At 62.4% G+C, this 12,370-nt stretch carries 15 protein-coding genes; 7 read left to right on the top strand and 8 right to left on the bottom strand.

Annotated elements, in window-relative coordinates; all coding sequences use genetic code 11:
* Nucleotides 1-10 precede the first annotated feature (10 nt).
* Genes ACMVPR_RS15930 through ACMVPR_RS15920 form a run of 3 tightly spaced genes read right to left on the bottom strand, consistent with a single transcriptional unit; the run spans nucleotide 11 to nucleotide 1,614 of the window.
* Nucleotides 11-634, bottom strand: coding sequence for a LysE family translocator (locus ACMVPR_RS15930; protein ID WP_416883677.1), 624 nt, complete (start codon nucleotides 632-634; stop codon nucleotides 11-13).
* 3 nt (nucleotides 635-637) lie between these two features.
* Entirely contained in the window at nucleotides 638-1,042 is a 405-nt protein-coding gene (locus ACMVPR_RS15925; RefSeq protein WP_416883676.1) for a GFA family protein, read from the bottom strand.
* Nucleotides 1,042-1,614 carry a helix-turn-helix domain-containing protein gene (locus ACMVPR_RS15920; protein WP_416883675.1) on the bottom strand — a complete coding sequence of 191 codons (573 nt, stop codon included), beginning with the start codon at nucleotides 1,612-1,614 and terminating at the stop codon, nucleotides 1,042-1,044. The genes ACMVPR_RS15925 and ACMVPR_RS15920 overlap by 1 nt, the downstream gene beginning before the upstream one ends.
* A gap of 71 nt (nucleotides 1,615-1,685) precedes the next feature.
* On the opposite strand from ACMVPR_RS15920, the gene ACMVPR_RS15915 reads away from it, so the two are divergent.
* Nucleotides 1,686-1,859, top strand: coding sequence for a hypothetical protein (locus ACMVPR_RS15915; RefSeq protein ID WP_416883674.1), 174 nt, complete (start codon nucleotides 1,686-1,688; stop codon nucleotides 1,857-1,859).
* Nucleotides 1,860-1,861: 2 nt separating this feature from the next.
* Here ACMVPR_RS15915 and ACMVPR_RS15910 read toward each other — a convergent pair whose 3' ends face one another.
* Nucleotides 1,862-2,317, bottom strand: a complete 456-nt coding sequence (locus tag ACMVPR_RS15910) for a GAF domain-containing protein (RefSeq protein ID WP_416883673.1) — start codon at nucleotides 2,315-2,317, stop codon at nucleotides 1,862-1,864.
* A gap of 57 nt (nucleotides 2,318-2,374) precedes the next feature.
* The gene (locus ACMVPR_RS15905) at nucleotides 2,375-3,538 is read right to left on the bottom strand and encodes a thiolase family protein (protein WP_416883672.1); all 1,164 of its coding nucleotides are present in this window, start codon (nucleotides 3,536-3,538) and stop codon (nucleotides 2,375-2,377) included.
* A gap of 93 nt (nucleotides 3,539-3,631) precedes the next feature.
* On the opposite strand from ACMVPR_RS15905, the gene ACMVPR_RS15900 reads away from it, so the two are divergent.
* The 3 genes from ACMVPR_RS15900 (at nucleotide 3,632) to ACMVPR_RS15890 (ending at nucleotide 6,277) form a co-directional block, all read left to right on the top strand.
* Nucleotides 3,632-3,970, top strand: coding sequence for an STAS domain-containing protein (locus ACMVPR_RS15900; RefSeq protein ID WP_300584507.1), 339 nt, complete (start codon nucleotides 3,632-3,634; stop codon nucleotides 3,968-3,970).
* Entirely contained in the window at nucleotides 3,951-4,382 is a 432-nt protein-coding gene (locus ACMVPR_RS15895) for an ATP-binding protein (RefSeq protein ID WP_416883671.1), read from the top strand. The genes ACMVPR_RS15900 and ACMVPR_RS15895 overlap by 20 nt, the downstream gene beginning before the upstream one ends.
* 314 nt (nucleotides 4,383-4,696) lie before the next feature.
* Nucleotides 4,697-6,277 (top strand): gamma-glutamyltransferase family protein, encoded by a 1,581-nt coding sequence (locus ACMVPR_RS15890; protein ID WP_416883670.1) that lies wholly within the window; start codon nucleotides 4,697-4,699, stop codon nucleotides 6,275-6,277.
* 57 nt (nucleotides 6,278-6,334) lie between these two features.
* Here the strand turns inward: ACMVPR_RS15890 and ACMVPR_RS15885 are convergent, their stop codons facing one another.
* The 3 genes from ACMVPR_RS15885 to ACMVPR_RS15875 form a co-directional block, all read right to left on the bottom strand.
* Entirely contained in the window at nucleotides 6,335-7,705 is a 1,371-nt protein-coding gene (locus ACMVPR_RS15885) for a glutamate--cysteine ligase (RefSeq protein ID WP_416883669.1), read from the bottom strand.
* A gap of 63 nt (nucleotides 7,706-7,768) precedes the next feature.
* Complete coding sequence (locus tag ACMVPR_RS15880; protein ID WP_416883668.1) at nucleotides 7,769-8,299, bottom strand: hypothetical protein; 531 nt, start codon at nucleotides 8,297-8,299, stop codon at nucleotides 7,769-7,771.
* 64 nt (nucleotides 8,300-8,363) lie between these two features.
* Nucleotides 8,364-9,095, bottom strand: a complete 732-nt coding sequence (locus ACMVPR_RS15875) for a 16S rRNA (uracil(1498)-N(3))-methyltransferase (protein WP_416883667.1) — start codon at nucleotides 9,093-9,095, stop codon at nucleotides 8,364-8,366.
* A 12-nt stretch (nucleotides 9,096-9,107) separates the two neighbouring features.
* On the opposite strand from ACMVPR_RS15875, the gene ubiA reads away from it, so the two are divergent.
* Genes ubiA through ACMVPR_RS15860 form a run of 3 tightly spaced genes read left to right on the top strand, consistent with a single transcriptional unit; the run spans nucleotide 9,108 to nucleotide 12,362 of the window.
* Nucleotides 9,108-10,073, top strand: a complete 966-nt coding sequence (gene ubiA, locus ACMVPR_RS15870; RefSeq protein WP_416883666.1) for a 4-hydroxybenzoate octaprenyltransferase — start codon at nucleotides 9,108-9,110, stop codon at nucleotides 10,071-10,073.
* Nucleotides 10,074-10,132: 59 nt separating this feature from the next.
* Nucleotides 10,133-12,049 (top strand): OmpA family protein, encoded by a 1,917-nt coding sequence (locus tag ACMVPR_RS15865; RefSeq protein WP_416883665.1) that lies wholly within the window; start codon nucleotides 10,133-10,135, stop codon nucleotides 12,047-12,049.
* Nucleotides 12,036-12,362, top strand: coding sequence for a hypothetical protein (locus ACMVPR_RS15860; RefSeq protein WP_416883664.1), 327 nt, complete (start codon nucleotides 12,036-12,038; stop codon nucleotides 12,360-12,362). Before ACMVPR_RS15865 ends, ACMVPR_RS15860 begins: the two co-directional genes overlap by 14 nt.
* Nucleotides 12,363-12,370 lie beyond the last annotated feature (8 nt).

Raw genomic sequence — 12,370 nt, 5'->3', positions numbered from 1 at the left:
AGTGGTCTCCTCAGTTCCAGGCAAGGCGCAGCGCGAGCCCGCCAAAGACAATTGCGGATAGTTTGCCCAGCCAGCCAGACGCGCGCTGGATGCGGGCTGCGGCGAGGCCGGCAAACCCGCCGAGCACGCAGTAGACGGCAAGTTCCCCGAACGCGAGAAGCGTGCCGAGGATCAGGATCTGTTGCCAGACAGGGCCGATGGCTGGATCGGCGAATTGCGGCAGGAAGGCGAGCACGAAGAGGCCGACCTTCGGGTTCAGGATGTTGGTCAGAAACCCCCGCCGGAACGCGCGCCACGTGTCGCTGCGCCCTTCGCGACGGGCGGGGTCGGACGTGTCGGTCCATGTGTGGTAGGCCAGCCAGAGCAGATATGCTGCCCCCGCATAGCGCAATCCGTCATAGGCGATGGGATAGGTGACCAGCAGCACGGCCAGACCTGCCGCCGCGATCACCACGTGCCCCATGACCCCCAATCCGATTCCCGCTGCCGCCGCCATTCCCGACCGCGCGCCGCCGCGCATACCGCTGGCCAGCGTGAACATCATGTCCGCACCGGGGGTGATGTAGAGCACCAGCGCCGCGCCCATGAAGGTGACGTAGGTCCAAAGCGGAATGGAAAGGGCGAGGTCAAACATCGGTCAATCCTCGCGCTGCGGATCGTTGGGGTTGATGGCGTAGTAGTCGCCCTTGGTCTTGGTGTGGATGTGTCCGCGCAGGGTCAGGCCGGTTGGCCCGTCGATAGAACCGGTGGAGAAACAGATAAACGGATCATCCTCATGATCCCAGAACAGCGCCGATCCGCATGTGGGACAAAATCCGCGCCGGGCTTTCTCGGAGGACTGGTACCAGCGCACCTCGCCCCTGATTTCAAGGGTGCCGTCGGGCACGTAGGAGGACGCCCAGACATGCCCCGACTGCTTGCGGCACTGCGTGCAATGACAGGCCGCAGGCGCGCCCGCTGCGCCATGGGCGGTATAGGTGACCGCGCCGCAGAGGCAGCTTCCTGTCAGGGACACCGGGCCGGAGGGGGATGCGTCGCTCATCAATACACCGGAGGCGCGATGACCCAGATCACCACGGCGGGGTCATCATAGGGGTTGATCCATTCGAACGGTTCCGCCTTGATCCGGAAACTGTCGCCAGGGGTCAGGGTGAAGCGTCGGTCGCAGATGATGAGGTCGAGCTTGCCCGAAAGGATATAGCCCACCTCCTGCGTGGGCCGGGTGACGACCTCGCCAATGCGGCTGTGTGGCTGAAAGGTGGAATGCACCACCTCGAAATCGTCGGACAGGTCGGGCGAGAGCAGTTCTTCCACCAGCCCGCTGTCGCCGCTGCCGATGGGACGTCGCGCACCGGCGCGCACGACATACCCGGCCTCGTCCGCTGCGGCCTGTGGTGTTCCGAACAGGAGCGAAACGGGAACATCAAACAGCTTGGCGATATGGCGCAGATCGGTGACCGACGGCGCGGAAAGATCGCGTTCGATCTGGCTGACCCAGCCAACAGACCGCCCCAACCGATCCGCAATGTCCTGCAGCGTCAGCCCACGCGCCTTGCGCAGCGCCCGAATGTCCGCGCCTAGCGTCTTGCTGTGAAGAACAGGATCGTGCTGCACGACTCGCCCATGAAAATTCCGTCCGGAATTTCATGGCACGGTTTGATGAAAATTCAAAAGAAATTTTCACCATGGCGACACGGTCGCCAAATTTCTACAATTTGGACGGATGGAACCAAATCCGGGGTCGGCTGGCTGGTCTGGTATCAACTCAACTCAAGGACCACCCCATGAACCGCATCATCTACCTTGTCGGACTTATCGTCATCGTCATTGCCATCCTGTCCTTCATCGGCATTGCGTAAACCTAAGGAACGGTCGCAAATGTCGACCCAAGGATAGCTTCCAGTGCCTCTGCATCCGTTTGCGTAAATGCATCCGGCTGGTCGCTGTCGATATCAAAAACCCCCAGCAAACGCCCCTTGCCGTTCCAGACTGGCAAGACCAGTTCCGACCGGGTTGAGGAGGCACAAGCGATGTGGCCCGGGAACGCGTCCACATCGGGAACCAACTGAACCTCTCCGGTGCGGGCCGCAGCGCCGCAGACCCCGCGCGAGAATGGGATGGTCAGGCAGCCATGCCCGCCTTGATACGGCCCGATCTTGAGCAGCTCCGGCCCGGCCACACGGTAAAAGCCCGTCCAGTCGAAGCGGTCATCGGCGTGATGTACCTCGCAGGCGACAGTGGCCATCAGGCTGACCGCATCGGTTTCGCCTTCGGTCAGCGCGGCAATGGTTTTGGCAAGCGTCGTGTAATCGGCCATGTGATATTTGTGGGGGCCAGCCCCCACACCCCCGAGGTATTTGGAGCCCAAGGAAACCTAGATGCGTTCAATTGCGATGGCAGTGCCTTCGCCACCGCCGATGCAGATCGCAGCCACACCGCGCTTCAGCCCACGCTTTTCCAGCGCGTTGAGAAGCGTCACCATGATCCGCGCGCCCGAGGCGCCGATGGGATGGCCTAGGGCACAGGCACCTCCATTCACGTTCACGATGTCGCGGCTCAGCCCCATTTCATGCATGAACGCCATCGGCACCACGGCGAAGGCTTCGTTCACCTCCCAGAGATCCACATCGTCCTTGCTCCAGCCAATCTGGTCCAGCAGCTTCTGCGCGGCAGGGACCGGCGCTGTGGTGAACAGACCGGGGGCCTGTGCATGGCTTGCGTGACCCGCGATCCGGGCGCGGGCCCTGTCGCCTGCGGCCTCTGCCGTTGTCAGAACCAGCGCCGCCGCGCCGTCCGAGATGGACGAGCTGTTGGCAGGCGTCACGGTGCCGTCCTTGCGGAATGCAGGTTTCAATGTCGGGATCTTTTCGGGCCGCGCATTGCCGGGCTGTTCGTCTTCGGACACGATCACCTCGCCCTTGCGGGTCGAGATGGTGACCTGCGTGATCTCATGCTCGAAAGCGCCGGATGTCTGTGCGTCGAGCGCATTCGACAGCGATCGCAACGCATATTCATCCTGCGCCTCACGGGTGAACTGGAACGCCTCGGCGCAGTCTTCGGCAAAGGTGCCCATCAGGCGGCCCTTGTCATAGGCGTCTTCCAGACCGTCGAGGAACATGTGATCAATCACCTGACCGTGGCCGATCCGCGCCCCGCCGCGCATCTTGGGCAACAGGTAGGGCGCATTGGTCATCGACTCCATCCCACCCGCCACGATGGTGGTGGCACGGCCCAGGGCGATGGCGTCGAAGGCCATCATCGCCGCTTTCATGCCGGACCCGCACATCTTGTTGAGCGTGGTTGCTGGCACCTCTTCGCCCAGACCGGCGGCAAAGCCCGCCTGCCGTGCCGGGGCCTGCCCCTGACCAGCGGGCAGAACACAGCCCATCAGCACTTCGTCAACATCCGGGGTACCGGCCTGCTGCAAAGCGGCTCGGATGGCGGCGCCGCCCAGATCAACAGCGGACAGTTCGGAAAACGCTCCCTGAAAGCCCCCCATCGCGGTGCGCGCAGCCCCGGCGATTACAACCTCAGCCATGTGATCTCTCCCCGGTGTCATCTCTTTGGCCTTGCATACCGGATGGTAAGGATTGGCGTCTAGGGTGCCCGGCACATCAAATGCCGAGGCTCCATGGAACTGATCGTTGAACACCACGCTGCTGCCACGCTTATCCGCGTGAACGCCACGCGCATCGACGCGCCCACCGCGCTGCACTTCAAGGAAGAGATGCGGTCGACCACCGGAAAAGACGAAGGCCGGTTCATTCTGGATTTGCAGCACGTCACCTTTATCGACTCAAGCGGATTGGGTGCCGTTGTCGCGTCGATGAAGCAATTGCGCCCTGGGCAGACGCTCGAACTCGCGGCGCTGCAACCCATCGTCGACAAGGTGTTCCGACTCACGCGCATGGACACGATCTTTGCGATCCACGCAGACGCGGATCGGGCCGTTGCCTGCGAAAAAACCTGACTCACCGATTCTACTCGCGCTCTGCCTGCCCGCGTTGAACGTGGCAACGCCGGATGTTCTGCGTGCGTGTATCAATGCCTTGTCGGGCTCAAAAGCCGCGTCCCTCGGCGATGATGTCCAGATCGTTTTGGCAGAAGCCGTCAACAATATCGTAGAGCACGCCTATTCCGGTCTGGGTTTCGGTGCTTTGGCGCTGCGCATCTCTCTGTCCGGTCAGAGCCTGAGGATAGACCTGATCGACTGGGGATGCGCGTTTCCCAACCTGTCGCTCCCGGCAGGACACGCGCCCGAGCCAGAGGCGCTGAGCGAGGGTGGATACGGCTGGTTGTTGATTCGCTCTCTCGTTTCGACATTGGAATATCAACGGCACGCCGACTCGAACCAGCTTTCCTTGCATTTTGATCTGCGCTGAAGCCGTCTGGCCCGCCCCAGTTTGGCCGTGTTTCCAAAGATTGTCACCAAGGCGGAAATAGTCTTAAAATTAAAGGTAATTTGAAGAGTTTTTGAGAAACGATGCCAAGGAATGGTCGCAATCGTTCCGAATTGTGGCCTTGGTTGAACGGCATACAGCAAGGGTAGCTGCACAAAGCTTCACCTCGACGTCGCGCCGTTAACAGCCCCCACCCAGTGTGCGGCGTCGAGGTACTTCCTTCCCCCTTTGCATCATCGGATTGACGCGCCCCTGCGTCCGCCTATCTTACGCGGCAAAACGGAGGGACAACTTACATGCGTGATTTCCACATGCCAGGCCGCTCTGCGGTGATGGCAGCAAACGGTATGTGCGCCACATCGCACCCATTGGCCTCGCAAACCGCAATCGACATCCTGAAGCAGGGCGGCAATGCAGTCGATGCCGCGATTGCGGGCGCTGTTCTTCTGGGACTGTGCGAACCGGCGATGACCGGGATCGGCGGCGATTGCTTTGTCATGGTCAAACCGGCCGGGACCGAGGACATCATCTGCCTCAACGGATCCGGTCGGGCACCGGCAGCGCTGTCGGGTGCGGACCTGCGCGCCTCCGGTCTCGACAAGATGCCGCTCTTCGGGCGACCTGAACCCGTCACCATTCCCGGCGCGATGGATGCGTTCTGCCGCCTGTCCGAGGATTACGGGCGGCTTGGACTTGATGCCGTTCTTGCGCCTACGATTCACTATGCCGAAGAAGGCGTCCCGGTCGCCCCGCGCGCCGGGTTCGACTGGGCCAACCACCATGACAACCTGCATGGTGCGGCCCGCCAATTCTTCACCCACGGTGGCAAGCCGCCGCAGGTCGGGCATCTGTTCCGTCATCCGATGATGGCCGAAACGCTGCGCCGCGTCGCCGCTGAGGGCCGCAAGGGCTTTTACGAAGGCGAGGTCGCCGAGGACATGGTCTCCTCGCTGCGCGCCATTGGTGGTGTGCATACGCTAGAGGATTTCGCCAACACCCGCAGCGATTACACGACCCCGATCAGCGGCACCTACAAAGAGATCGAACTGGTCGAACATCCGCCGAACGGGCAGGGCGCTACGGCGATCCTGCTGAACAACATCCTTGCGCAGTTCGATCTGCCGTCGATGGACCCGTTCGGCCTTGAACGCGCGCATATCGAAGCCGAAGCGACCAAGCTGGCCTATGATGCCCGCGACCGCTTCCTGAGCGACATGGACCACATGACGCGCCTTGCGCATATGCTGGACCCTAAAACCGGCGAAAAACTGGCGGCCCTGATCGACCCCAAGCGCGCCATGCCAAGCGCGCGACCGCTGACTGAGGCGGTCCACAAGGAAACGATCTATCTGACCGTGATCGACAAAGACCGCATGGCGGTGTCGTTGATCTACTCGGTGTTCAAGGATTTCGGCTCGGGCGTGGCATCCGACAAATTCGGCGTGCTGTTCCAAAACCGTGGCGCGGGGTTCACTCTGGAAGAGGGCCATCCGAACGAGGCCAATGGCGGCAAACGCCCCATGCACACGATCATCCCGGCGATGCTGCGGAAGAACGGCAAGCTGCTGATGCCGTTTGGCGTGATGGGCGGGCAGTACCAGTCGACCGGGCACTCACGCTTTACCACCAACGTGGTCGATTACGGGATGGACCCACAAGCGGCAATCGATGCCCCGCGTTGCTTCACCGAATACGGCGACATGAAGGTCGAGAAGGGGTACTCCGATGCTGTGCATCAGGGGCTGGCCGATCTGGGTCACAGCGTCTCTGTGCCACCTGTCGGCATCGGTGGCGCACAGGCCATCCTGATTCACGAAAACGGTGTGCTCGAAGGCGCGTCTGACCCACGTAAGGACGGCTGCGCGATCGGCTACTGATCAAGGGCGCCCGGCTTTTCGGAAAGCCGGGCGCGCCCTTCGAAGAGGGGCCGCGCCTCAGTAGCTGTATTCGCGATAAATCCGGCTGATATCGCCGTTCCAGTCGCCATTGTAATGGTCGATAAATTCGTCGGCGAGCGTTTTGCCGGTTTCGACGCTTTCCTTGAGCGCGTTCAGAAAATGGGTCTCGTCAGGCACCAGACCACCCGCACCGGGGCGGGCGCGGGCCACCAGCCCGGCCTCCGAAATCTTCAAGGCTTCACGCGCCAGATCGTGCATCTTGATCCCGTTCACCTCGGCCTGCAGCCCGTCCACCGACGCGGCCACACGCAGCCCCTCGCGTGTCTCGGCATCCCAGTTTTTGACCAGATCCCACGCCGCATCCAGCGCCGACTGATCATAGGTCAGTCCAACCCAGAAGGCCGGCAGAGCACAAAGCCGCCGCCAAGGACCGCCATCCGCACCGCGCATCTCGATATATTTCTTCACCCGCGCTTCGGGGAAGATCGTCGTCAGGTGATCCGCCCAATCCGACAGTGTCGGCGTCTCACCCGGCAGCGCGGGCAATTCGCCCTTGAGGAAGTCGCGGAACGACTGCCCCAGCGCATTGTGGTACACGCCATCGCGGTAGACGAAATACATCGGCACATCGAGCGCGTATTGCACCCACGCCTCGAAGCCGAACCCGTCTTCGAACACGAAGGGCAGCATTCCGGTGCGCGCATCGTCCAGATGCCGCCAGACCCGCCCGCGCCAGCTTTTGTGACCGTTCAGCTTGCCTTCGAAAAACGGTGATGTGGCAAACAGCGCATTCGCCACCGGCTGCAATGCCAGCGCCACGCGCATTTTCTGCACCATGTCCGCCTCGGACGAGAAATCGAGGTTCACCTGAACCGTGCAGGTCCGCCGCATCATGGTCGTGCCAGCGGTGCCGACGGTCGACATGTAGCTGTCCATCAGCTTGTAGCGGCCCTTGGGCATCAGCGGCATGTCCTCGTGCCGCCAGATCGGCGCGGCACCGAGACCGATGAACCCGACACCGATCTTGTCGGCGATGTCCTTTACGTCGCGCAGATGGTCGTTCACCTCGTCGCAGGTCTGGTGGATTGTCTCGAGCGGTGCCCCCGACAATTCCAGCTGTCCACCGGGTTCAAGCGAGATGTTCGCACCGTCCTTCACCAGCCCGATCAGGTTGCCCCCCTCCACGACCGGTTGCCAGCCGTGCGCGTCGCGCAGACCCTGCAATACGGCAAGGATCGACCGCTCACCTTCGTAAGGCAGGGGCTTCAGGCTGTCTTTGCAATAGCCGAACTTTTCGTGTTCGGTGCCAATGCGCCAGTCTTCCTTGGGCTTGCAGCCAGAAGCCAGGTATTCCGCCAACTGGTCGTGATGTTCGATGGGCCCGCCACCGGACTGTGGGATGGACATGGCGCGTCTCCGGTCTGTCTGTTCTTCAATCGGGGTCAGCCTTGGGCTTAATTTTCGGGGCTGTCAATGCAGGCGCGCAATGCGTTTCTCAAGGTCTGGCCTGCGCCACAGCACAATTGGTCCGGTGGCCTCGTGTTTCAAGGTCGATGCGACACGGCCCGGACTGAGGCCGGGAAGGCTGGCAAAGGTGTCAAACAAGACGTCGGCCCCTTCGGCGTTCACGGGAATGTGCAGTGCTGGCCCGCCTTCATGGGTGATGACCCAGTGGCGCGGATGCTCGGTCGGATCGAGGCTCAGCGACGTGATGGCATCCAGATCGACCAACCCACCATTCAGCGGCCCGAAATACCCGATGCGCCGTTCCACCACCTGCACAACGCCCGGCCCGCCGCCACCCATCCGCGCGCGCCCGCGTTGCAACCCGGCAAAGAACAGCGCCGCCCCCAGAAACAGCGCGAGATAGCCGATCCACGTGAGCAGGCCGGGCGTGACGCCCACAACCCAATAGAGCCCAAGCAGCAGGATCGCCGCCCCCACCAGCGCTTCGCGCCAGCGCAGGATCTCGGCGCGTATTTCGGGGCGGATAAAGCTCATCGCGGGCCACCCGGTGCGGCACATCCGTCAAGGGACGTGCGATTTTCGGTCGACCGAAAATCCGTCACGCCCAATCCCCCAGACTGCTCTGCCACAGGGTCAGCGCCGCCACTGCAGCCGTATCGGCCCGCAGGATGCGCGGCCCAAGGCTGATCGGGCTGGCGCAGTCCATCCCCCGCAACCGTTTGCGTTCGTCCTCGGAAAACCCGCCCTCCGGCCCGATCAGGATCGCCCATGGCCCGGGGGCATCCGGCAAACGCCCACTTTCCCCGGCCAGCGCCTCGTCGCAGAACGCAATGCGCCGCTCAGCATCCCACTTGCCCAACACCCGATCCAACCGCGCAAGATCCGCCACCTCGGGCACAAACACTCCGCCACATTGCTCTGCCGCTTCGACCGCGTGGGCCTGCAGCCGGTCCTGCCGGATGCGTTCGGAATTGGTGTGGGCGGTCTGCACCGGGATCACCCGCCGCACGCCCATCTCCACCGCCTTTTCCACGATGAAATCAGTGCGCGCCTTCTTGATCGGTGCAAACAGCAGCCACAGGTCCGGCGGCATCACCTGCGGCTGCGACTGCTCGCGGCATACAAGGATGCCGCCGCGTTTGCCTGCCTCGGCCACCTCGGCCTGCCACTCGCCATCACGGCCATTGAAGAGCGCAACAAGATCGCCAACGTCCATCCGCATCACGCCAAACAGGTAATGCGCCTGCTCCCGCGTCAGAGGAACCGGTTGTACCGCCCCAAGCGGCTGCTCTACAAAAAGCCTGACTTTCGCGCGCGTATTCGAACTCATGGAGCAACACATATGCCCGGACCGCAGATTTCACCAGACCAGAGCGGTCAGGTCGCCGATGCCGTCACGGGCAATTGGGTCGACACGCTCGCCCCTGCGTGGACGCGCCCTTATCTCCGGCTCAGCCGTGCGGACAGACCCATCGGCACATGGCTGCTGTATCTGCCCTGCGTCTGGGGCACGCTTCTTGCCATGCTCTACACCGGGGAGACGCGGCTCTTTGATGCGTGGATCATCTTTGGCTGCGGTATCGGCGCGTTCCTCATGCGCGGAGCAGGCTGCACGTGGAACGACATCACCGACCGCGACTTTGACGGCTCTGTCGCCCGTACTGCATCGCGGCCGATTCCCTCCGGTCAGGTGACGGTGAAACAGGCATTGGCCTGGGCGGTGGTTCAGTCGCTTATCGCGTTCTGCATCCTGATCACCTTTCCCATTCAGGCGATCCTTCTTGGCATCATCGCGCTTGTGCCTGTGGCGATCTATCCCTTTGCAAAGCGGTTCACATGGTGGCCTCAGGTGTTCCTGGGCATCGCCTTCAACTGGGGTGCGTTGCTGGCATGGACAGCGCATACAGGACAGCTCCAATGGCCCGCCGTGTTCCTGTATGTGGCAGGCATGGCCTGGACGCTTTTCTATGACACGATCTATGCGCATCAGGACACCGAAGATGACGCGCTGATCGGGGTGAAATCGACCGCGCGGCTTTTCGGAGAGGCGACCCCGAAATACCTCGCATGGTTCCTTGTCCTGACCGTCGCCTTGATGGGTTACGCCATCATCCTTGCCGCTCCGCGCGGTGAGATCTTGGCGCTCGTGATCGCGCTGGGCGGGCCATGGGCGATGGGCTGGCACATGATGTGGCAGATGCGCCGGCTCAAGCTCGACGACATGGACCGCCTTCTGCACCTCTTCCGGTCGAACCGCGATGCCGGGCTGATCCCTGTGCTGTTTTTCGCCGCTGCCCTTTTCGCGTGATTGCCATCCGGGGCGCTGCAGCGTATCGCTTTGCCAACCTCAACTGACGCGGAACGTTGATGCGCCTGTCTTCTGTCTTCACACTCTTCGGTGCCTTCGCCACTGCAGCAGTCCTTAGCATCGGGGCGGCGTGGGTGGCGGCAGGGGCCGTTGAGGAAAGCTCGGAAAGGGCAGTGCGCACAGAGCTTGACCGCGACGCGCTGACATGGGCGGATGTGGACACGGACGGGCTGTTGGTCTTCCTGATCGGAACAGCCCCCACCGAGGCCGCGCGGTTTCAGGCGCTCAGCGCCGCTGGACGTGTGGTAGACTCTGCTCGGGTCATCGACCAGATCGACATCGTCGACCGCGACGGCATCGCCCCTCCGCGCTTTTCTGTCGAACTCTTGCGCAGCGACGACGGCCTGTCGATGATCGGGCTCCTGCCCGCATCTGTTGATCGGGAACTCCTGGTCGCCGAGATCACACGCGCGGTGCCTGATGTCCCTGTATCCGACCTTCTCGAAGTCGCGGAATATCCCGTGCCCGATGGGTTGGAGGATGCGATGGACTATGCGGTGTCGGTGCTGCGGGTGCTCGACCGCTCCAAGATTTCGGTCGAGGCAGGACGCGTGACCATCAAGGGCGCTGTCGAAAGCGAAGACGCCCGCCGCAGGGTCGAGGCCGATCTTGCCCGTCGGGCTGGCGATGAGATCCGGCTTGCCCTGAACATCAGCGCACCCCGCCCGGTCATTTCCCCGTTTACGCTTCGGTTTATCAAGGATGGCGACGGCGTGCGGTTCGACGCCTGTGCGGCCCCGACCGAAGAAGATCGGGATGAGATCGTCAAGGCGGCGGCCTCGGTCGGTGTGGAGGGTAAACTCGACTGCCGTCTGGGCCTTGGAACCCCGACAAACGAATGGGGGGCCGCCACGGCAATGGGCATTCGCGCCATCGACGCCCTTGGCGGCGGCAGCATCACGTTTGCCGATGCCGATGTCACGCTTTTTGCGTTGGAAGGCACCGATCAGTCACTGTTCGACCGCGTGGTCGGAGAGCTTGAAACAGACCTGCCGGATGTTTTCGTGGTCAATGCGACCCTGCCCACACCGCCCGAAGCGGCGCCCGAAGGCATTCCCGAATTTACCGCTACGCGCAGCCCTGAAGGTGACGTGCAATTGCGCGGCCGCATCAACAGCGAAATCGCCCGCACCACAGCCGACAGCTTTGCCCGCGCCGCCTTTGGCTCTGCCACCGTGCGCACCACCGCCCGCGTCGATGACACCCTGCCCGCAAACTGGTCCAGCCGCGTTCTGGCCGGTCTCGAAGCCCTGTCGCGGCTGTCGAACGGAGCGGTGACGGTGACCCCGGATGCCCTGACGATCAGTGGCAACACAGGCAACCAGAACGCCAGTTCCGAGATCGCGGGGCTTCTGGCCGAAAAGCTCGGAGACAGCGAACATTTCGAAATCGAAATCGCCTATCAGGAAAAACTCGATCCGCTGCTGGGCATCCCCACACCCGAACAATGCGAAGCCCAGATCGTCGAGATCATCGGCGACCGCAAAATCACGTTTGAGCCGGGTTCGGCCACGCTCGATCTCGCGACCCAGGACATCATGGACGAGATCGCAGAGCTGCTGCAGCTCTGTGGCGACATTCCCCTCGTGATCGCGGGCCACACCGACAGCCAGGGCCGCGAAGTGATGAACCAGCAACTCAGCCAGGACCGTGCCCAGGCTGTTGTCGACGCTCTGCGCCAGCGCCGCGTCTTGACCGCCAGCTACGAAGTGCGTGGCTATGGCGAGGAACAACCCATCGCCAGCAACGACACAGAGGAAGGCCGCGAGGCCAACCGCCGCATCGAATTCAAGTTGCGACGCCCTGAACCCGTGAAAGACTCGGAAACAACGCTCGAAGCCATTGAAGATTCCGCGCCAACAGACGAAACATCAACAACCGACGGCGCAGAGGACAGCGGCAATGGACAGAACTGAGTTTGTCATCACGACAGCGATCATTCTCTTCGTGGCATTCGGGCTCGGATGGTTTGCCAACTGGCTTGTGCATCGCTTCACCCGTGTGAGCCAGGCCGATATGGATCAGCTCGAACGCATGGCGCAGGAACTCCACGAGGCCGAAGAAACCCGCGATCAGGCGATCACCTACTTGCAACAGCGCGAAGCGGAACTCACCAACCAGCTTGCCCAGACCGAGGCCGAACTCGCCGCCGCCATGGAAGGCCTCCGCGATGCCCGGCACGAGGCCGAAGAGATGCGGGTGTATTTTGAACGGAAGAACGCGAACTAAGGGGCTGT

Origin of the sequence: Marivita sp. (assembly GCF_048006345.1) — a bacterium.
Classification (GTDB): Bacteria; Pseudomonadota; Alphaproteobacteria; order Rhodobacterales; family Rhodobacteraceae; genus Marivita.
This window is presented reverse-complemented; position numbering and strand designations above follow the sequence as displayed.

Coding starts and splice junctions, on each gene's coding strand:
- ACMVPR_RS15930 (WP_416883677.1), bottom strand. CDS start 634: ATGTTTGACCTCGCCCTTTCCATTCCGCTTTGGACCTACGTCACCTTC.
- ACMVPR_RS15925 (WP_416883676.1), bottom strand. CDS start 1,042: ATGAGCGACGCATCCCCCTCCGGCCCGGTGTCCCTGACAGGAAGCTGC.
- ACMVPR_RS15915 (WP_416883674.1), top strand. CDS start 1,686: ATGGCGACACGGTCGCCAAATTTCTACAATTTGGACGGATGGAACCAA.
- ACMVPR_RS15910 (WP_416883673.1), bottom strand. CDS start 2,317: ATGGCCGATTACACGACGCTTGCCAAAACCATTGCCGCGCTGACCGAA.
- ACMVPR_RS15905 (WP_416883672.1), bottom strand. CDS start 3,538: ATGGCTGAGGTTGTAATCGCCGGGGCTGCGCGCACCGCGATGGGGGGC.
- ACMVPR_RS15900 (WP_300584507.1), top strand. CDS start 3,632: ATGGAACTGATCGTTGAACACCACGCTGCTGCCACGCTTATCCGCGTG.
- ACMVPR_RS15890 (WP_416883670.1), top strand. CDS start 4,697: ATGCGTGATTTCCACATGCCAGGCCGCTCTGCGGTGATGGCAGCAAAC.
- ACMVPR_RS15885 (WP_416883669.1), bottom strand. CDS start 7,705: ATGTCCATCCCACAGTCCGGTGGCGGGCCCATCGAACATCACGACCAG.
- ACMVPR_RS15880 (WP_416883668.1), bottom strand. CDS start 8,299: ATGAGCTTTATCCGCCCCGAAATACGCGCCGAGATCCTGCGCTGGCGC.
- ACMVPR_RS15875 (WP_416883667.1), bottom strand. CDS start 9,095: ATGAGTTCGAATACGCGCGCGAAAGTCAGGCTTTTTGTAGAGCAGCCG.
- ubiA (WP_416883666.1), top strand. CDS start 9,108: ATGCCCGGACCGCAGATTTCACCAGACCAGAGCGGTCAGGTCGCCGAT.
- ACMVPR_RS15865 (WP_416883665.1), top strand. CDS start 10,133: ATGCGCCTGTCTTCTGTCTTCACACTCTTCGGTGCCTTCGCCACTGCA.
- ACMVPR_RS15860 (WP_416883664.1), top strand. CDS start 12,036: ATGGACAGAACTGAGTTTGTCATCACGACAGCGATCATTCTCTTCGTG.